This is a genomic window from Corynebacterium jeikeium, from assembly GCA_003955985.1.
Classification (GTDB): Bacteria; Actinomycetota; Actinomycetes; order Mycobacteriales; family Mycobacteriaceae; genus Corynebacterium; species Corynebacterium jeikeium_D.
Map to the genome: position 1 here is coordinate 1,551,130 of CP033784.1, position 19,774 is coordinate 1,570,903.

The following is a 19,774-nucleotide window of genomic DNA, read 5'->3' on the forward strand; positions in this document are numbered from 1 at the left end:
CTACTTAAGCAGCGGCTTCAGGTACTGCCCGGTGTGGGAGCCGGAACAGTTCGCGACATCCTCCGGCGTGCCCTCTACAACCACGGTGCCACCGCCGGAGCCGCCTTCCGGCCCCATGTCGATGATCCAATCCGCAGACTTGATGACATCCAAATTGTGCTCAATGACAATGACGGTGTTGCCCTTGTCCACCAGGCCCTGCAACACCAACATGAGCTTGCGGATGTCCTCAAAATGCAGCCCCGTGGTCGGCTCATCCAAGATGTAGACCGTCCGGCCATTGGAGCGCTTCTGCAGCTCACTGGCCAACTTCACGCGCTGAGCCTCACCACCCGAGAGCGTGGTTGCCGCCTGCCCGAGACGGACATAGCCCAGGCCGACGTCGACAAGCGTATTGAGATAACGCGCAATCGACTGAATCGGCTCGAAGAACTCCGCTGCCTCGGAGATGGGCATGTCCAGCACCTCAGCGATGGTCTTGCCCTTGTAGCGAACCTCCAGCGTTTCGCGGTTGTAGCGCGCGCCATGGCAAACCTCGCAAGGCACGTAGACATCCGGCAGGAAGTTCATCTCAATTTTGATGGTGCCGTCGCCCTTACACGCCTCACAGCGACCGCCCTTGACGTTAAAGCTGAACCGGCCCGGCTTATAACCGCGAACCTTGGCCTCTTGCGTCTCTGCGAAGAGGTTGCGGATTTTGTCGAACACGCCGGTGTACGTCGCTGGGTTGGAACGCGGGGTGCGACCAATCGGCGACTGGTCAACCTGCACCAGCTTGTCCAGCTGATCCAGCCCCTCCACGCGGCTGTGTCGACCCGGCACCTGACGAGCACCGTTGAGCTCATTGCTCATCACCTTGGCCAGAATTTCGTTGACCAAGGTGGACTTGCCTGAACCGGAAACACCCGTCACACAGGTCAACACGCCGAGGGGGAACTTCACGTCAATCTTCTTCAGGTTGTTTTCGCGAGCGCCCTTGACCGTCACCATGCGCGACTTATCAATCGCACGACGGTTCTCCGGCACCGCCAACACCCGACGACCCGAGAGGTACGCACCTGTCAGCGACTCTTCGCAGTCAACAATGCCCGACGGTTCACCCTGGTAGACGATTTGTCCACCGTATTCACCGGCCTTGGGCCCAATGTCGACCAGCCAATCGGCCTCGCGAATCGTCTCCTCATCATGCTCGACCACAATCAGGGTATTGCCCAGGTCGCGCAGGTTCTTCAGAGTCTTGATTAGACGACTGTTATCGCGCTGGTGAAGACCAATCGACGGCTCATCCAAGACATAGAGCACGCCGGCGAGCCCCGAGCCAATCTGGGTGGCCAGACGAATTCGCTGCGCTTCACCACCGGACAGCGTGCCCGCCGAACGAGACAGGGACAGATAGTCCAGCCCCACATCCAGCAGGAACTTCAGACGAGCCTGCACCTCACGCAGAACACGCCCGGCAATCATTTCCTCGCGCTTGCCCAAAGTCAGCGAATTCAGGAATGCCGAGCCATCGTGGACCGACAGCTCTGTCAGCTCGGCAATATTCTTCTGCCCGAACTCCGCCGAATCCAACGTCACCGAAAGAATCTCCGGACGCAAACGAGTACCGCTACATGCCGGGCACGGCACCTCACGCATGTACCCCTGGAAACGCTCCTTCTGAGAGTCGCTCTCCGCCTGTGACAGCTTGCGGTGCAGGTACGGCATCACGCCTTCAAACGGTGCGGTGTACTGGCGAGTACGGCCGTAGCGATTGCGGTAACGCACCGTGACCTTGTGGCTGGAACCATGCAGCAGGGCCTTGCGCTGCGGCGCTGTGAGGTCTTCGAAAGGCGTGGTCGGGTCGAAGCTCATCTCGGTGGCGAGGCCTTCAACCAGCTTTTCAAAGTACTTCTTGTTCAGCGTCTGCCGCCACGGCGCAATCGCCTCAATCGTCGGCAGCGACGGATCTGGAATCACCAGGTCCGTGTCCACCTCCAGCTTGGTACCGATACCGTCACACTCCGGGCACGCACCATACGGCGAGTTAAAGGAAAACGACCGTGGCTCCAACTCATCGATAGCAATACGGTGCCCATTCGGGCAGGCCATCTTCTCCGAGAACCGCTGGGTTCGACGCGGGTCGTCCGCCTCTAGCCCGACGGCGTCGATGACCACGACGCCGTCGGCAAGCAGAAGCGCCGTTTCGACGGAATCGGTGAGCCTGCGCTGCTGCGACTCCTTCACCTGGAGACGGTCAATGACCACGTCAATGTCATGCTTGACCTGCTTCTTCAGCTTCGGCGGATCCGTCAGACGGTGCATTTCACCATCGACGATGACACGCGCGTAACCCTCGAATGCGAGGCGTTCAAACAGGTCGACGAATTCACCCTTGCGCGTGCGCACGACGGGTGCGAGGACCTGGAATTTGGTGCCCTCCGGCATTTCCATGACCTGATCGACGATCTGCTGTGGAGTCTGTGAGGAGATTACTTCCCCACAGGTCGGACAGTGCGGTGTACCGGTGCGCGCGTAGAGAAGACGCAGGTAGTCATACACTTCAGTGATGGTTCCGACGGTCGAGCGCGGGTTGCGGTTCGTCGACTTCTGGTCGATCGACACCGCCGGCGAGAGCCCCTCAATCATCTCTACATCGGGCTTTTCCATCTGCCCCAGGAACATGCGCGCATAGGAGCTCAGCGACTCCACGTAACGGCGCTGGCCCTCGGCGAAAATTGTGTCAAATGCCAGTGACGATTTACCCGACCCCGACAGACCTGTGAAAACCACCATCTTGTCTCTGGGCAAATCGATGTCAACACCCTGCAGGTTATGCTCGCGGGCGCCTCTGACCACTAGACGTTCAGCCACAGTGGGAAACCTCAATTCGTCGACGATTCACTGCCGACTAGTCTACAGTCCATAACCAATTTTTCGCACATGTGTTCAGAGACTCGTGGTTACGTTGCGCTCCTAGCGCGCCGACAGACACCTCATTACCCTGGGGCGCATGAACGACGACATTACAATCAGCCCTTACTCCAACTCGCCGAGAACGCGCGGCGTTGAGCGCATTGACTACGGCAATGTCACTATTTATAAGACCTCCGTCGGATCGATGGACAACAACGTCTACCTTTTGGTCGACTCCCGCGAGCCCGACAATTCCCTACTTATCGACGCCGCCACCGACGCCGACCATCTAATCCGCCTGGTTGAGCACGTCGGCGCGCAGGTCCGCACGATTGTCACCACGCACTCCCACGGCGATCACGTTCAGGCGCTCGGCGAGCTCCTGCAGTCATTCCCGGCCCGCCACATCACGTCCAGCCTCGACGCTGCCGACATTCCCGAGCCCGCCGACCAGCAGCTCGACGGCGGCGAGACCATCACGTTCGGCGAGGACATCACGCTGCCCACGTTCATCCTGCGCGGACACACCAAGGGCGGTCTCTGCCTCGACCTGTCCGCCAAAGAAGCCGGCGCGCTTTCCGAGGGCACCCCGTCACACCACCTCTTCGTCGGTGACAGCATCTTCCCAGGCGGTGTCGGCAAAACGTACTCGCCCGAGGATTTCACGCAGCTTATCGACGATGTCGAGAGCCGCCTCTTTCACGTCTACCCCGCCGACTCGGTGATTCACCCCGGCCACGGCAAAGACACCACAGTTGGTGTCGAGAGCCCCGAGGTCGAGAACTGGCGCCAGCGTGGTTGGTAGCGCTGGATGAGCGTGGTCGGTAGTGCTGGATGAGTGTGGTTGGCAGCGCTGGATGCAGCCGGAGCTTCTGAAAAACTCGTCATTCCCGCGACATAAATAGGCCGGGCTGCGTAGGATTAATAGTGAATTACAGCGACCAGATGGCCAAAAACACGGTTTCACCTGGACGACAAAGGAGATGGAATTTAGATGATTCGCAAGTTTGCCCGACCAATGCTGGCCTCGGTTTTCGTTGCCGACGGTGTCGACACGCTGATGAACCAGAAGGATCATGAAGAGGGCGCACGCGACCTGATTGCCCGCGTCCGCTCCGTAACCCCGAACCAGTACAACAAGTACGTGCCAAATAGCGAGAAGCTGGTTGTCCAGGTCGTCGCTGGCACCAAGGTTGCCGCAGGTTCCCTCTACGCTCTGGGTAAGGCTCCACGCCTGTCCGCCACCGCTCTGGTCGCTGCACAGGTTCCGACGATGCTGGCTCGCCACGCATTCTGGGAGACCCAGGATTCGAAGGAGAAGGCAGCTCGCCGCACTGGTTTCCTGACCGACATCGGTCTGCTGGGTGGCCTCTTCCTGGCTACCGCTGACACCGACGGCAAGCCGGGTGTCGCTTGGCGCGCTGAGAAGGCAGGCAAGCAGCTGAACAAGAAGGTTCAGGCTGCCCTGCCGACCAAGTCTGAAACCGAGCAGCGCACTGAGGAAATCAGCGCAGCCTTCGCTTCCGCCGGCGAGAACGTCCGCGAAAAGGCTGGCCTGCTCCGTGACCGCGCTTCTGAGGCCACCGATGGGGCTCGTGAATACGTCGAGGACAACAAGGACGGCTGGCGCGAGCAGCTCACCGACGCCTTCGACACCGCTAAGAGCTACGTCGAGGACAACAAGGACGACTGGATTGCCAAGGCTACCGAGCTCGCTGAGGACGCTCGCGACTACGCCGAGGACCTGGGCAAGGATCTCAAGAAGGACACTCGCAAGCAGCGCAAGGAACTGCGCAAGCGCGCAGCCAAGGCTTCCAAGGAGGCCAAGAAGTCCGCAAAGAAGGCGCAGAAGCGCCTGCAGTAAGTTTGCTGCCGCAGTTAAGGCGGTATACTTAAACGCTCCCCACGCCACTACGCGTGCGGGAGCGTTTTCATATTTTTATATTCATTCAGCACATCAGTTAGCACTAATTCAGCGATTCGTTGAGGAGACCAGGTTGGCGTCGCGCGCATCCGAGCCCGGGCAGGACCAGACAGGCCGCATTGGCCACACTGGCCAGGCAGGTCTGCCGGACCAAGCAAGTTCAGCACCACAGCGAGAAGAAGAGAGTACCCTCGCTGCCGAACAGGCCTACGTCGACCGTGCGTTCAGCTTCCTCGACCGGGCACGCGAGCGCGACCAAGAGTACCTGCGCCAGGTCATGCTCATCGACGACCCAGACCCGCAAGCCCGCGTTGAACGCGAGGTGGAATACCACCGACTACAGGCTAATCTGGACCGCTACCGCTCAGCCGAGATTGGCCTGGTCTTTGGTCGAATCGATATCGATGACACAGATCCCGACAATCCTTTGGCAGAGGAAGGGCCGGGGGCGACCGTCGATAAGCGATACATCGGGCGAATCGGCCTGTCCGATGAAAACGACGACTACCGCACGGTCATCATGGATTGGCGTGCCGACGGCGCGCGCCCGTTTTACCTGGCCACGACCGCGCATCCCGAGGGAGTCAGCCTGCGCCGACACCTGCGCACGCACGGCCGGAAGGTCCGCAGCATTGACGACGAATGGCTCTCCGGCGAGGAAGCCGACAGCGCACACGAGACCGAAGTTGAAGCGGGCGTCGGTGGCGAATCGGTGCTGCGGGAGGTCATGAATCAAGCGCGCACCGGCCATATGCGCGGCATTGTGGAGACCATTCAGCGCGAGCAGGACCTCATCATCCGCGACTCCACCCGCGGCACCCTGGTCGTCCAGGGCGGTCCCGGCACGGGCAAGACGGCGGTGGCGCTGCATCGCGTCGCGTGGCTTCTCTACACCTACCGCAATCAACTGGCGAAAACCGGTGTCCTCATCATCGGCCCGAACACAACCTTCCTCGACTACATCTCGCGCGTGCTGCCGAGCCTCGGCGAAACGGGCGTGGTACTGACCACCATTGCCGATCTCTACCCCGGCGTGCGCGGTTCCAACGCGCTTATCGACGGACACAACCCCGAACCCCTGGTTGCGCAGGAAGTTAAGGGCTCGATTGAGATGCTCACTATCCTGCGCGAAGCCGTGCGGGCCTACCAGGAGCTCCCCGCGGAACCTCTTGAAGTCCGGAACGACAACATCACCCTGACGATCACACCTGACATGGTGAAAGCTGCACGCACGCGTGCGCGGCGGACTCGGAAACCCCACAATCTGGCCCGGCCGATTTTCCGCGATCACGTGGTGGAGCTCCTGGCCGCGCAGATGGCCGAGGTCATCGGTGCCGATCCGCTGGGCGGCGAAAACCTCCTGTCCGTGACCGACATTGCCGATCTACGCGACGAAATCGACGAATCCGGAGCAGTTGCCGACATCCTCGATGAGCTGTGGCCTGCGCTTACGCCCGAGCGGGTGCTGTCGGAGCTGCTGAGCTCTCGCGAGGCCATCGACTACGCCGCCACCGATTACGACGAGCTGACGCGCGAGGCTCTCTACCGGCCGGAAGGCACCGACTGGATGCCTTCCGACGCCCCGCTTCTCGACGAGCTGGCGGAACTCCTCGGCCCAGTTGGTGACGCGGAGGCCGATGAAGAGGATTGGCAGGCCCGCGTCGAGGAAGCGCAGGGCGCGTTGGATACCCTGTCCAGTTCTGCGTCCCAGGATCTTGACGACGGCTTCGAGGCCGAGATCTTGTCAGCGTATGACGTCATCGATGCCGAGGCACTGGCCGAACGCCACCGTGAGCGCGACCTGCGATCCACCGCCGAGCGGGCGGCGGCGGATCGCCTGTGGGCCTACGGCCATGTCATCGTCGACGAGGCTCAGGAACTCTCCGCGATGGCCTGGCGAATGCTGCGCCGCCGCAGCCCCAACGGCTGGATGACCCTCGTCGGCGACGTGGCCCAGACGGGCTCCCCCGCAGGTGCCGCGACCTGGGATGATGTGCTGGAACCCATCATCGGCTCGAGGTGGCATCTCCACGAGCTGACCGTCAACTACCGCACCCCAGCTGAGGTGATGGAGGTCGCCGCCAGCGTCCTGGCCGAGATTGATCCGGAGCTGGAGGCACCGCAGTCGATCCGCGCGACCGGCCGCAAGCCTGTCCAGGCTCGCACCGTGACGGAGGCTCTGGCGCATGTGGAGCAGGTTGCGCAGCCGGACCGCCTGGTCGCTGTGATCGCGCCCGCCGAGTTGCTCGAAGCCACGCGCGCGGAGGTGCGGGATTTTCTCGGTGGTGGAGCTGATGGAGATGGTGACCCTGATGGTGCTGGCGGGGCTAGTGCCGCCGATGACGCACCTGCTACTCGCCCCAGCAAACTCACCAACTGCGCGGTCTACGACATCACGACCTCAAAAGGCCTGGAATTCGACGAGGTCATCGTCGTTGCGCCCGACCAGATTGTGGCGCAATCCCCACAGGGGCTACAGGACCTGTACGTTGCACTGACTCGTGCGACCCAGGGGCTAATTGTTGTGGCGCCTCAGCAGTCGAGCGTTTTGCCGGAGCTGCAATGGTTAGAATGACGAGGATAGTGCCGTACAGAATGAGTGAGACATTATGTCCCAAAACTATCTACCTCAGCTAGCTGAACTTCGCGCACGCCGTCTCATTGCCCAGAGGTTAGCTGCAAGTCAAGCACGCAGCGATTGGAATACAAACCTCAACTCGCCTGCATTATCAGCAACGCATGGCATGGTCGCTCTACAAGGGCAGAATTATTCGAACGGTGTTAATGCCATCGCCCTACGCAGTGGCAGCACCACCGACGATGTTTTAGCAGCCATTTCTTCTTACGACATCGTTCGCTGTTGGTCTCAACGAGGCACCCTGCACTTTGTTTCAGCGCAAGACGCGGGAGCAATTATGAGGTTGACGAATCCGCGCATCGAAAAGGCAGCAGCAAGACGTCGTACGACACTCGGGCTTTCTCAAGATGATGTGCAGACCGCAAGGGCAGCATTTCATTCCGAATTGCGCTCACGTGGCCTGTCCGACCCGCTGACTCGGACTGAAGCCTATGAGGTTTTCGCAGATCATGGAATAGACCCCACGGAACAAAGAGGTCCTCACCTACTGCGCACATTCGGCGGCGAAGGCGCTGTCGTCCAAGGGCCACGAAAAGGATCCGAAGATACCTTCGTCCTGCTTGCCGACGTAACTTTCAAAGGCGGCCTCTCAGCAAATACCACGGAGGGCTCCAGCACAGAACACTCAGCTGAATCCACGCTGGCCGACATTGCCTGGCGCTATGTTAATTCCCGCGGACCTATCTGTGTAGCTGACTTCGCGTGGTGGCTGGGGCTGACGAAAACTCAAGCGAAAAAGGCCTTTAAGCTTATCGACCACTTAATAGCTCCTTTCTCCCTCGATTCCTCTGCCTCTCCGCACACGCCAACTGACACAGAATTCACCGGCGAAGGACTCGCACAAAATGAGTACTTCATGCCGGCATGGCAGCAGAACGTAGCTGAGGCCGAGCTTGAAGCCGCGCTTTCACTGACGCTTCGACTGCCCGCTTTTGACGAGTACCTCATGGGCTATGGCAGCCGTACCGAAGTTCTTCCTGAATCCCTTCGCAACCAGGTCTTAACCAGAAACGGAATTAGCTGGCCTTTTGTAGTTGAAGAAGGGGTTATCACCGGCCGACAATAGAAAAACCGGCACCTCAACTAAGAGATGCCGGTTTAAAACGAAAGCTAAATTGTTAGCTGACGGTCTTACTAGCTCACCGTTTTGTTAGCTCACAGTGTGAACAATCATGACGTCACAGTCCGACTGACGAGCAACATCAGCCGGCACGGAGCCCAGCAGACGACCAGTCAGCGAGTTAATACCGCGGTTGCCAACCACCAGCAGGTCAGCGCGACGGTCAGTGACCAGAGACATCAGAGCCTCAACCGGGGAGCCGGAACGAACCTCGGTCTCAACCTTGGTAGCGCCGACGGCCTCTGCGGCCTCCTTAGCAGCAGCCAGGTTCTTCTGAGCCGGGTCATCACCGAGGACCTGAACCGAATCCTGGCGCAGGGTCTTGGACGCATCCTCTGCAGTCTCGTAGTAAGCGCAGCCGATAACCAGGGTGGCATCGAAAGCCGCGGCAATCGAGGCAGCGCGCTCTACTGCGAGCAGCGACGACTTAGAACCATCCGTGCCGACAACAATGGTCTTGTAATCACTCATGAAAACTATCCCTCACTGTGGAAGTTGCATTAAAACAGTTCATCGTGCGTAACGCCGTCGTTGCCCCGAACCCACTGGCCAGAGCCACTTTCGCGAATACACTGTTTTACTTCCCACAACAGTAGCAAAAAACTACTCGACACCGGCCTCAATCATCCCCTTAAGTTCCTTCTTGAGGTCGAAAATCTCATCGCGCAAGCGCCCCGCGAGCTCGAACTTCAACTCTCGCGCAGCCGCGGCCATCTGCTCCGACAGGTCCGCGATAAGCGCCTCGAGCTCCGCCCTCGGCATCTGCTTACCGCTGGCACCATCGGCCGCGCCCGAGCCGTCGGCACGCGAGAGCAGCGCATCAGCGGCCGCACCGGTCTTGCCTTCGTAATCGGTGTCAGCGTTGTCGTAGACCTGATCCAGAATGTCCGCGATCTTCTTGCGCAGCGGCTGCGGATCGATGCCATGCTCAGTGTTGTAAGCAATCTGCTTTTCGCGGCGGCGCTCCGTCTCGTCGATGGCGAACCGCATGGAATCGGTGATCTTGTCGGCGTACATGTGCACCTCGCCGGAGACGTTTCGCGCGGCACGACCAATCGTCTGAATCAACGAGCGCTCCGAACGCAGGAACCCCTCCTTGTCGGCGTCGAGGATTGCCACCAGCGAAACCTCGGGCAAGTCCAGCCCCTCGCGCAGCAGGTTAATACCGACCAGCACGTCGTACTCGCCGAGACGCAACTGCCGCAGCAGCTCAACGCGTTTGAGCGTATCCACATCCGAATGCATGTACCGCACCTGCACGCCATTTTCGAGCAGGTAGTCGGTCAGATCCTCCGCCATCTTCTTCGTCAGGGTTGTGACGAGAACGCGCTCGTCACGCTCGGTGCGCTTTCGGATCTCGCCGATCAAATCATCGATCTGCCCCTCAGTAGGCTTAACGACGATCTTGGGGTCCACCAGCCCAGTCGGACGAATAACCTGCTCCACATACTCGCCACCGGTCTTTTCGAGCTCATAGTCACCCGGCGTTGCGGACATGAACACGACCTGGCCCACGCGGGCATCGAATTCGTCGAACGTCAGCGGGCGGTTATCCAACGCCGATGGGAGGCGGAAACCGAAGTCGACGAGGTTGCGCTTACGGGAGGCATCGCCCTCGAACATGCCGCCAATCTGCGGCACGGTGACGTGCGACTCATCGATGATGGTGAGGAAGTCCTCCGGGAAATAGTCAATGAGCGTCGCGGGGGCCGAGCCCGGCGCGCGACCATCGATGTGGCGCGAGTAGTTCTCAATGCCGGAGCAGAAGCCGACCTGTTCAATCATTTCGAGGTCGTACTCCGTGCGCATGCGCAGACGCTGTGCTTCCAGCAACTTGCCCCGGTTTTCCAGATCCGCCAGGCGTTCGGCGAGTTCGGCCTTGATGTCCGCGACGGCCCGTTCCATCCGCTCCGGGCCTGCGACGTAGTGCGTAGCTGGGAAGATGCGCAGCTCAGGGACTTGGTCGATGACGTCGCCTGTGACTGGATTGAGGTAGTACAGCGAATCAATCTCGTCGCCGAAGAACTCCACCCGCACGGCCTTTTCTTCGTAGGCCGGGATGATATCGACCACGTCACCTTTTACTCGGAAGGTGCCGCGGGTAAAGGCAATGTCATTGCGGGCGTACTGAATGTCCACCAAAAGGCGCAGGAACTGGTCGCGGTCGACTTCCTCGCCCTCCTTCAGCCACACCGAACGGTCGAGGTATGACTGCGGGGTACCCAGGCCATAGATGCAAGAAACAGAGCTGACGACGACTACGTCGCGACGCGACAGCAGCGCTGAAGTAGCCGAGTGGCGCAGGCGCTCCACGTCCTCGTTGATGGAGGAATCCTTTTCAATATAGGTATCGGTCTGCGCGATGTAGGCCTCGGGTTGGTAGTAGTCGTAGTACGAAACGAAGTACTCGACCGCGTTGTTTGGCAGCAGGCTGCGGAGCTCATTGGCCAGCTGGGCCGCAAGCGTCTTGTTCGGTGCCATGACGAGGGTTGGCCGCTGCACCTTTTCGATCAACCACGCTGCGGTGGCTGACTTACCGGTGCCCGTGGCACCCATCAGGACTACCTCGCGCTCGCCTCTATCTAGGCGCTCCGACAGTTCCGCGATTGCCTGCGGCTGGTCGCCCGAGGGCTCGAACTCGCTGATGACCTCGAAGTTTCCCTCAGCGCGCTCGACTTCACCGACGGGACGGAACTCCGAGTGTGCGAGGACGGGTTGCTCTGCTGCAAATGCCATAGTTCCCAGCGTAGCGAAGGCTGTCTTGAAAGCGGCTGGTTACGTTACTTCCTGGGGCTTTGGGCTGTCCAGGGCTAGGGTCCAGAGCCTAGGAGCGGCTGTCGAGTTCCGGTCCAACATTAAAATCGGCACAGATTTGGACAAGGCTGGCATAAAGTCGGTGCCAGGCCAGCAAAGGCGGGTTCCGCTTCACCAGCTGGCCCTTAGTGCGCATGGACTGACTCCTGGTGAAGCGCAAGCCGTCTTATCGATGGTCCGCGGCTGCGGCTGCGAGGCTGCGAGGCTGCAAGGCTGCGGGAGGCCTGGGTTATCCACACCCTGAAAGTTGTCCACAGATTGGACGTGGAGCCTCTCTCGCAGCGAAGTCCCTGGGCCGAAAAAGCTTAGAGTCCCGACCATGGGAAGTTTCACCACGGCCGAGTTGCGTGCACTCGGCATCGGAGAGAAAAAGACCAGAGCCCTCCTACAACAAGGCAGGCTAACTAAATTGGTACGGGGCCTCTACATTGACGACCACTCTCCCGCCTCAGTCGCCCGAGCAATCACGGGGCATTACAAAAGCATTGCGCTAAGCGGTAAAAGCGCAGCTCAAATCCACTTGAGACTTCCCCTGACACTTCCTATCCAGGCAGAGGGCGCGGGATCAGTTCAGGCCGAGACCTTCTCCATTAGGCACAGCCGCCTGCCGGCCTGCACCAGAATCGATGGCATACCAGTTGTCGAAGCCCTCTGGGCAGCACGCGCTTCAAAAGACTATGCACACAGAATCCTGGAAACACACTACGCCGGCCGGGACGGCGAGAAGCGACTCAACCACGACCTCAGCCGGATGCGGAAGGTCCCTGCATGGCTGCGTGAAACCATCGCTACCACGCCGATTGGCTCATGCAGCGAACTCGAGCGCAAGCTGGCCCGTCCACTAATCAAGCGCGGGTACCGCATCCGAATGAACCAGTACATCGGCCCCTACTGCTTCGACATCCTGCTTGACCAGTGGAAAATAGCCATCGAAGTTGACTCAGAGAAGTACCACGCCAACGAGGACTCGTTCATCACAGATCGCTGGAAGACCAACTCCGGCACGCTGCACGGCTGGATAGTCCTGCGGTTCACGGACTCATGCATCAATTGGAATCTCGACAGCGTCCTCGACGAGATCGAGCAGGCAATCCGATGGGTACAAAAGCGCCGTCCCCGCGTGGACTATAAACCAGGATGGCCTGCCTGTCAGAAAGTTTGGGAATGGAATCCAACGGTTGGCTACGCCAATAAGCAGCGATAAACAGCCGATATCGCAAAATAAACCGCCATCCATTTGCCGAATTGTTATTTATTTTGTAATGAAAACTGCCCGCACAGCAACTAGCCTGGCGCCTATGAACACCTCGCGCCGCACACCAGTCCACACGCACGCTACGACTCGCCCAGGTTCCACCACTCGAAAAGCAACCTCACACCGAGCCCTTGTGGCCGGTATCCTCGCCACCACCGCATTGGCTTTCACCGCCTGCTCAACACAGGAAACCGAAGCAGCGTCCGAATCTGCTACTCCGGTTGAAACCACCACCGTTACTCAGCCCGAGGATGGCGTATCTGACAAGGGTTCGGGCAACACGCCTAACCCAACCGGTTCCGCACCGGACCAGGGAGGCGACACAACGACGGCGGAGACTGGTGGCACGTCGACGTCGTCAAGCGAAAGCGGCGACAACGGCGACGGGAGCGAGCTTCGTCAGGACATGACCGCTGAGATCTACAACAACCCCTCGCCGGGATCCACCTTCACGGCGGCGGGCGAACAGGCAACCACCTGCATCTACGGCGATGGGTACGGCCTCAACCTCATCGCGGCGGGGCCAAACACCAGCTGCGACTTTGCGAAGGCCGTATTCAACCAGCAGACCGAGGGGCTTAACGCCTCGGAGGACAATATCCGCGACCGCCTGCAGCCAAACATCAAGGCCAAGAGCCCCGCGACCGGGAAGACCTACGACCTCAGCTGCAGCACACAAGACGACGTTGTCGTGTGCACCGGCGGCAACAACGCGAAGATTTACATGTACTAGCGCACCAGGTGGCGGTCGGCAGTCGGTGCAACTGCTGGCCGCCAGCCGCGATTCGCCGATGGGGAATCGCAACAAGCCCGCAAACTCCCGCCTACAGTGAAACCATGACAGTTTCCCGCTTGCGCCCCTTCGGCGAGACCATCTTCGCCACCATGTCCCGCCTCGCTACCGAGCACGAGGCGATCAATCTTGGACAGGGCTTCCCGGATTGGGATGGGCCGGACGAGGTGCTCGCGGAGGCGCGACATCAGATAGCTGGAGGAAACAACCAGTACGGCCCCGGCCGCGGCATGAAGGTGCTCCGCGAGGCTATCGTCGCCGATCGCGCCCGCCGCACGGGGCAGGTCTACGATGCCGACACCGAATGCCTCGTCACGGTCGGTGCCACGGAGGCGATTGCCGCCACCACCTTGGGGCATCTCGAACCCGGCAGCCACGTCATCGTCATCGAGCCGTACTACGACTCGTACAAAGCCGCCATCGCACTGGCTAACTGCACATATACCGCGGTGCCGCTCATCCCCGCAGCTTCCGGCACGGCACGCTCCTGGTCGCTCGACCGCAGCGCGCTTGCCGATGCCGTCACCGCCAAAACGGCCATGATCATCATCAATTCGCCGCACAACCCCACCGGCACCGTCCTCGCGGACGAGGACTTGCAGGCCATCGCCGATGTCGCCATCGCAAACCATCTACTCGTGCTTGCCGACGAAGTCTACGAACGCCTGTACTTCAACGGATTGTCACACTCTTCCATCAGCGCTCTGCCCGGCATGCGCGAGCGGACCATTGTCGTGTCCAGTGCCGCAAAAACCTTCAACGTCACCGGCTGGAAGATTGGCTGGGCGCTCGCCCCGACTGAGCTACTCGATGGCGTCGTCAAGGCCAAGCAGTTCTTGAGCTATGTCGGCGCCACTCCCCTTCAGCCCGCAGTCGCCCGTGGCCTGCAGGAATGTGCCCCATGGGTGGACGAGCTGGCAGGTCAGCTCGAGGGCAACATGCGGCTCCTCGCCGAGGGCTTGGAGGGCCTTGGCGCCGATGCCTTCACGCCGCAGGCAGGGTATTTTGTCGTCGCCGATGTCTCGAGCTGGGGGCTTGGCGACGCCCTGGAGACCTGCACCCGCCTGGTCAAGGAATGCCGCGTCGCAGCCATCCCCGTCACCGCTTTTGTGGATGACCCAGAGTCAGAAAAGTACCGCTACCTGGTGCGGTTCGCTTTCTGCAAGCGCGCCGAGGTGATTGAGGAGGCTATCATCCGGCTGCGGGATTATCTTGCTGCCCGGCCTGCAGCTGGCGAATCTGATTCAGCGGCTGAATAATCCGCTCCCAAATCCGGTCGACCTGGCGCACGAGGTCCTCCTCGGTGCCTGAGTTTTCCAGAACCACGTCGGCGAACTGCAGGCGCTTGTCATCGCTGATTTGCTTAGCGATGCGCTGCTTCGCATCCTCTCGGTCTACACCGCGGCTTTCCACCAGACGGTCGAGACGGACCTCCACCGGGGTATGCACAACTACGACGAGGTCCTGTGCTTCCGACTGCCCCATTTCAATCAACAGCGGAGAGTCAAAAACAATGATGGCGTCACCTGCCGCGTTGAACTGCTCTTCGGTGCGCTGCTCAATACGCGGGTGAGTGATGGAGTTCAGCAGCTCCGTCTTCTCCGCGGATACGAAGGCCCGCTTCGCAAGCTCGCCGCGGTTGAGGGAGCCGTCGTCAAGCACAATGCCCTCGCCGAAAGCTTCGGCGAGTTCGGCCAGCGCCGGTTCGCCGGGTTCGACGACGTCACGAGCAATCTGATCAGCGTCGATGATGACGGCACCGAGCTCGGCGAACCTACGGGCGACCGTAGATTTTCCGCTGCCCATGCCACCGGTTAGTCCTACTTTGAGCATGTCTCTAAGGGTACGTGGACACGCCCCGGCACGTTAGTGCTTTACGACGAGATCCTCGATGCGGTGGCCCTCTTCGACGGGATCCGGGTTGACTGGGGTCGGCGCGGTGCCGTTACCGAATGGGCTGCCGCCAAGGGCCTCACGGCCGTGCGGCTGGAGCAGGTCGGAGAGCTCCGGGCCCTTCGGGACAATACCTAAGGGATTGAGGTCGCGGTGGACCTCGTAGTAGTGGCGCTTGATATCGACAAAGTCAGTGGTGTCGCCGAAGCCCGGAGTCTGGAAGAGATCACGCAGGTAGTTGTATAGAACCGGCATCTCGGAGATCTTATTCCGGTTGCACTTGAAGTGGCCGTGGTAGACCGCATCGAAGCGGATGAGGGTCGTGTAAAGGCGAATGTCGGCCTCAGTGATGTGGTCGCCCATGAGGTAGCGGCGGGTCTCTAAGCGCTCAGATACCTTGTCTAGGGCACTGAACAGTCGGTCGTAAGCTTTGTCGTAGGAGTCCTGTGAGCCCGCGAAGCCGCAGCGGTAGACACCGTTATTGATTTCGGTGTAGATGAACTGCATAAGCTCATCCATTTCCGCACGCAGCTCCTCCGGGTAGAGATCCGGGGCGCCGTCACGGTGAAACTCGGTCCACTCGGTAATGAAGTCCAAGGTGATCCGGGGGAAGTCATTGGTCACGACCTCGCCCGACTCGATCTCGACGATGGCCGGAACAGTAATGCCACGCTGGTAGTCCGGGAAACGCTTGAGGAATGCCTCCTGCAGGCGCTCGTAGCCGAGTACTTCATCGCGGCCACCTGGGCCTTTGTCGAATGTCCAGGAGCGGGCATCGTGCACTGGCCCTGGAATTCCGACTGAAATTGCATCTTCCAGGCCGAGCAGCCTGCGAACGATAAGTGTGCGATGCGCCCACGGGCAGGCGCGAGCTGCAACAAGGCGGTAGCGACCGGCTTCAACGGGCCACGTCTTAATTCCGTCGCCTACCTCGCGACCGTTCTTAACAATGCGGTCGTTGATATAGCGGGTGTCGCGGTTAAAGTCCTTGCCCTCCTGGGAGTACACACCACCGGTGGAGTGGGAGGAATCCTCTACCTGGTTAGCGTTATCTACCTGCTTGGCTTCGTCCTTTGTTGTCATGTCACCAATCATATGGGCAGAAAGATAGGCTGTCAACGGCAGTAAAGACCGCCAGAGCCACCAAAATCGACAGGGCCACCAGGACATTAGAGTCATTAGGGCCATTAGGACGGCTTGCGCTTCGCCAGCAGCCGGTTACTGTGCAGCAAACTACTTCTGGTGAAGCGTAAGCCCGCTTTAGGCAACAGCGGCGCCACCTTTATGGCCCAAAGCCCCAACACCAGGACCAAAAATGCAGCAAGCCCCCAAGCCGCCGCTATAAGAACAAGGCCGAGCAGGTGCCCGTCGTAAAGCAAGGGTTAAGTAAAGAAAAGTGTGTCCGCATGCCACCATAACCCCAGACCACACACCACAAATCACCAAAGAATAGCTCCCCGAAAGCTATTACCCACACCATCCCGCACCTCCGGCCACATTTGTGCTAACCGCACACCGGTTGGATTAAAGGATGACCACCAACCGCCCCAGCTGCCCACTATGCGGCAACAACACAAAGAAAAACGGCACCACCAGCAAATCAACCACCCGTTGGCGCTGCACCCACTGCGGACACTCCTTTACCCGCAACACCCAAACCCACAACAAAAACACCGCCACCATGGCTTTGTTCATCCAATGGGCCACCGGCACCCAATCTCTAACCACCTTCGCCGCACACCATGGCGTAACCAGGCAAACCATGCACCACCGATTCCGATGGTGCTGGTGGATCATCCCCACACCCACCATCGGCTCATTCCGCATCCATGACCAAATCTTCCTCGACGCGACCTATCTAAAGTCCGGATGCCTCCTGATCGCAGCCAGTAAAACCCACGTCATCAACTGGACCTGGGCCAGACACGAAACCACCGCCGCCTACACCGAACTCCTACGCCCCATTGCCGCACCACTAATCGCAGTCACAGACGGCGGACAAGGTGCCCAATCAGCCATCCACCACTGCTGGCCAACAACACGCATCCAACGCTGCCTCGTCCACGCCCAACGAACAGTCCGCCGCCACACCACCAGCAACCCCCGCACCGATGCCGGCAAAACCCTCTACCGCCTAGCCCTGAAACTCACTCGCATCACCGACCTTGACCAAGCATCCACATGGGTCACCCACCTGCACGAATTCGACCACACCTACCGGGAATGGATGAACGAGAAAACCACCATCAAAGACCCCGCTACCGGCGCCTACACCAAGGTCTACACCCACCAACGCGTCCGAGCGGCCTATCAATCATTGCTATCTCTGCACCGCAGAGACCTGCTGTTTACCTACCTGCAACCCCCACCAACAACCATCGACCCCGACAACCTTGCAGCAACAACAAACAGCCTCGAAGGTGGCATCAACGCCCCCATAAAAGAACTAGCCCGCAGACACCGCGGACTATCACTACCGCATCAACGCACAGTGATGGATTGGTGGCTGTATCTACATACAGAAGTCCCTGACGATCCAGTCAAGATCGCCAGGGACCAACGATGGGGTCAAGACGCACTTTCCACAGCAACAGACCTGATCACCCACAACACCACAGCCACTACCAATGACATCGGTGCACCAGCAGAATACGACACCGCCATCGACACCAGCTACCAACACAACCTCGGCATCCAAAAAGGCTGGATCAAATAACCGCAACACGCCCGGAAAAGACACACTTTTCTTTACTTAACCCTAAAGCAAAGAAGGCACGAAAAAGCCCCAGCGAGGAAAACCTCGCCGGGGCAATTTCTCAAAGGGACGTGTAAGCCCTTAGCGGTCTAGCTTAGTTGCCAGCCAGCTTCTCGCGCAGAGCAGCGAGCTGCTCGTCGGAAGCCAGGGTGCCGCCTGCATTGTCTGCAGCCGGTGCGGCCGGAGCAGCCGGAGCTGCCTCGCCGGACTCGGAGGAGTAGTTCGAAGCGGTCTCTGCAGCCTCGGCAGCTGCAGCGCGGTGACGCTCGATCTGGGCAGCGTGCAGCTGGTGGTGACGCTCTGCCTCTGCGTAGCGAGCCTCCCACTCTGCGCGCTGGGTCTCGAAGCCCTCCATCCACTCGTTGGTCTCCGGGTCGAAGCCCTCCGGGAAGATGTAGTTGCCCTGCTCGTCGTAGGAGTCGCCCATGCCGTACTTGGTCGGGTCGAACTCTTCGGTGAAGTCCTCGTCAGCCTGCTTGAGGGACAGGGAGATACGACGACGCTCGAGGTCGATGTCGATGACCTTGACCATGACCTGCTCGTCGACGGAGACAATCTGGTCCGGAACGTCGATGTGGCGGGAAGCCAGCTCGGAGATGTGAACCAGGCCCTCGATGCCCTCCTCGACGCGGACGAACGCACCGAACGGAACCAGCTTGGTGACCTTGCCCGGAACAATCTGGCCGATTGCGTGAGTGCGGGCGAAGACGCGCCACGGATCTTCCTGAGTAGCCTTCAGGGACAGGGAAACGCGCTCGCGGTTCAGGTCGACCTCGAGAACCTCGACGGTGACCTCGTCGCCAACCTGGACAACCTCGGACGGGTGGTCGATGTGCTTCCAGGACAGCTCGGAAACGTGAACCAGGCCGTCAACACCGCCGAGATCGACGAATGCGCCGAAGTTGACGATGGAGGAAACGACACCCTTGCGGACCTGGCCCTTCTGCAGCTGGTGCAGGAACTCAGAGCGGACCTCAGACTGGGTCTGCTCGAGCCATGCACGGCGGGACAGAACGACGTTGTTGCGGTTCTTGTCGAGCTCGATGATCTTGGCCTCGATCTCCTGGCCGATGTACGGCTGGAGGTCGCGGACACGACGCATCTCGACGAGGGAAGCCGGCAGGAAGCCGCGCAGGCCGATGTCGAGGATCAGGCCGCCCTTGACGACCTCGATGACGGTACCGGTAACCGGTTCGTCGTTCTCCTTGAGCTGCTCGATGGTGCCCCAAGCACGCTCGTACTGAGCGCGCTTCTTGGACAGGATGAGGCGGCCTTCCTTGTCTTCCTTGGTCAGGACCAGCGCGTCGATCTCATCGCCAACTTCGACCACTTCGTCAGGGTCGACATCGTGCTTGATGGACAGTTCGCGGGAAGGAATGACACCTTCAGTCTTGTAGCCGATGTCGAGAAGAACCTCGTCGCGGTCAACCTTAACGACGGTGCCTTCAACGATGTCACCATCGTTGAAGTACTTCATCGTCGAGTCGACAGCGGCCAGGAAATCCTCAGCGGTGCCAATGTCGTTGATGGCAACCTGAGGGACGTTAGAAGTGGACATATAAGATGTGCTCCGAAGCGGATAGAAATCGAAAAACGGACAATTTCGGCCTTGCCCCTCAAAGAAACCCCTGGACAACCGGGCCAAATCCGCTTTCGGCGAATCTCACCATTGGCAATTAGTTAACCC

At 59.8% G+C, this 19,774-nt stretch carries 14 protein-coding genes; 8 read left to right on the forward strand and 6 right to left on the reverse strand.

Going from position 1 to position 19,774, the window contains the following annotated elements; all coding sequences use genetic code 11:
• Positions 1–2,853 carry an excinuclease ABC subunit UvrA gene (gene uvrA / locus EGX79_06860; GenBank protein ID AYX81923.1) on the reverse strand — a complete coding sequence of 951 codons (2,853 nt, stop codon included), beginning with the start codon at positions 2,851–2,853 and terminating at the stop codon, positions 1–3.
• A gap of 139 nt (positions 2,854–2,992) precedes the next feature.
• On the opposite strand from uvrA, the gene EGX79_06865 reads away from it, so the two are divergent.
• The 4 genes from EGX79_06865 (at position 2,993) to EGX79_06880 (ending at position 8,523) form a co-directional block, all read left to right on the forward strand.
• Positions 2,993–3,700 carry an MBL fold metallo-hydrolase gene (locus EGX79_06865; protein ID AYX81924.1) on the forward strand — a complete coding sequence of 236 codons (708 nt, stop codon included), beginning with the start codon at positions 2,993–2,995 and terminating at the stop codon, positions 3,698–3,700.
• 189 nt (positions 3,701–3,889) lie between these two features.
• The gene (locus tag EGX79_06870; GenBank protein AYX81925.1) at positions 3,890–4,759 is read left to right on the forward strand and encodes a DoxX family protein; all 870 of its coding nucleotides are present in this window, start codon (positions 3,890–3,892) and stop codon (positions 4,757–4,759) included.
• A gap of 133 nt (positions 4,760–4,892) precedes the next feature.
• Positions 4,893–7,394 (forward strand): helicase, encoded by a 2,502-nt coding sequence (locus tag EGX79_06875; GenBank protein ID AYX81926.1) that lies wholly within the window; start codon positions 4,893–4,895, stop codon positions 7,392–7,394.
• 34 nt (positions 7,395–7,428) lie between these two features.
• Complete coding sequence (locus EGX79_06880) at positions 7,429–8,523, forward strand: winged helix DNA-binding domain-containing protein (protein AYX81927.1); 1,095 nt, start codon at positions 7,429–7,431, stop codon at positions 8,521–8,523.
• A gap of 84 nt (positions 8,524–8,607) precedes the next feature.
• Here EGX79_06880 and EGX79_06885 read toward each other — a convergent pair whose 3' ends face one another.
• On the reverse strand, positions 8,608–9,048 hold the full coding sequence (locus tag EGX79_06885; protein ID AYX81928.1) for a universal stress protein: 441 nt from the start codon (positions 9,046–9,048) through the stop codon (positions 8,608–8,610).
• A gap of 132 nt (positions 9,049–9,180) precedes the next feature.
• Complete coding sequence (gene uvrB, locus EGX79_06890) at positions 9,181–11,313, reverse strand: excinuclease ABC subunit UvrB (GenBank protein AYX81929.1); 2,133 nt, start codon at positions 11,311–11,313, stop codon at positions 9,181–9,183.
• Positions 11,314–11,710: 397 nt separating this feature from the next.
• Here uvrB and EGX79_06895 point away from each other — a divergent pair, with 397 nt between their 5' ends.
• The 3 genes from EGX79_06895 (at position 11,711) to EGX79_06905 (ending at position 14,698) form a co-directional block, all read left to right on the forward strand.
• A complete protein-coding gene (locus EGX79_06895; protein ID AYX81930.1) occupies positions 11,711–12,595 on the forward strand; it encodes a DUF559 domain-containing protein in 885 nt (294 codons plus the stop codon).
• A gap of 184 nt (positions 12,596–12,779) precedes the next feature.
• Positions 12,780–13,379 (forward strand): hypothetical protein, encoded by a 600-nt coding sequence (locus EGX79_06900; protein ID AYX82760.1) that lies wholly within the window; start codon positions 12,780–12,782, stop codon positions 13,377–13,379.
• Positions 13,380–13,483: 104 nt separating this feature from the next.
• The gene (locus EGX79_06905) at positions 13,484–14,698 is read left to right on the forward strand and encodes an aminotransferase class I/II-fold pyridoxal phosphate-dependent enzyme (protein ID AYX81931.1); all 1,215 of its coding nucleotides are present in this window, start codon (positions 13,484–13,486) and stop codon (positions 14,696–14,698) included.
• On the opposite strand, the gene EGX79_06910 is transcribed toward EGX79_06905, so the two are convergent.
• The gene (locus EGX79_06910; GenBank protein ID AYX81932.1) at positions 14,631–15,272 is read right to left on the reverse strand and encodes a dephospho-CoA kinase; all 642 of its coding nucleotides are present in this window, start codon (positions 15,270–15,272) and stop codon (positions 14,631–14,633) included. The two genes, EGX79_06905 and EGX79_06910, sit on opposite strands and share 68 nt — an antisense overlap.
• Before the next feature lie 33 nt (positions 15,273–15,305).
• Entirely contained in the window at positions 15,306–16,427 is a 1,122-nt protein-coding gene (locus EGX79_06915; GenBank protein AYX81933.1) for a glutathione-dependent reductase, read from the reverse strand.
• Positions 16,428–16,863: 436 nt separating this feature from the next.
• Here EGX79_06915 and EGX79_06920 point away from each other — a divergent pair, with 436 nt between their 5' ends.
• The gene (locus tag EGX79_06920) at positions 16,864–18,048 is read left to right on the forward strand and encodes an IS256-like element IS3503 family transposase (GenBank protein AYX81934.1); all 1,185 of its coding nucleotides are present in this window, start codon (positions 16,864–16,866) and stop codon (positions 18,046–18,048) included.
• 133 nt (positions 18,049–18,181) lie between these two features.
• Here EGX79_06920 and EGX79_06925 read toward each other — a convergent pair whose 3' ends face one another.
• Entirely contained in the window at positions 18,182–19,645 is a 1,464-nt protein-coding gene (locus EGX79_06925; protein AYX81935.1) for a 30S ribosomal protein S1, read from the reverse strand.
• Positions 19,646–19,774 lie beyond the last annotated feature (129 nt).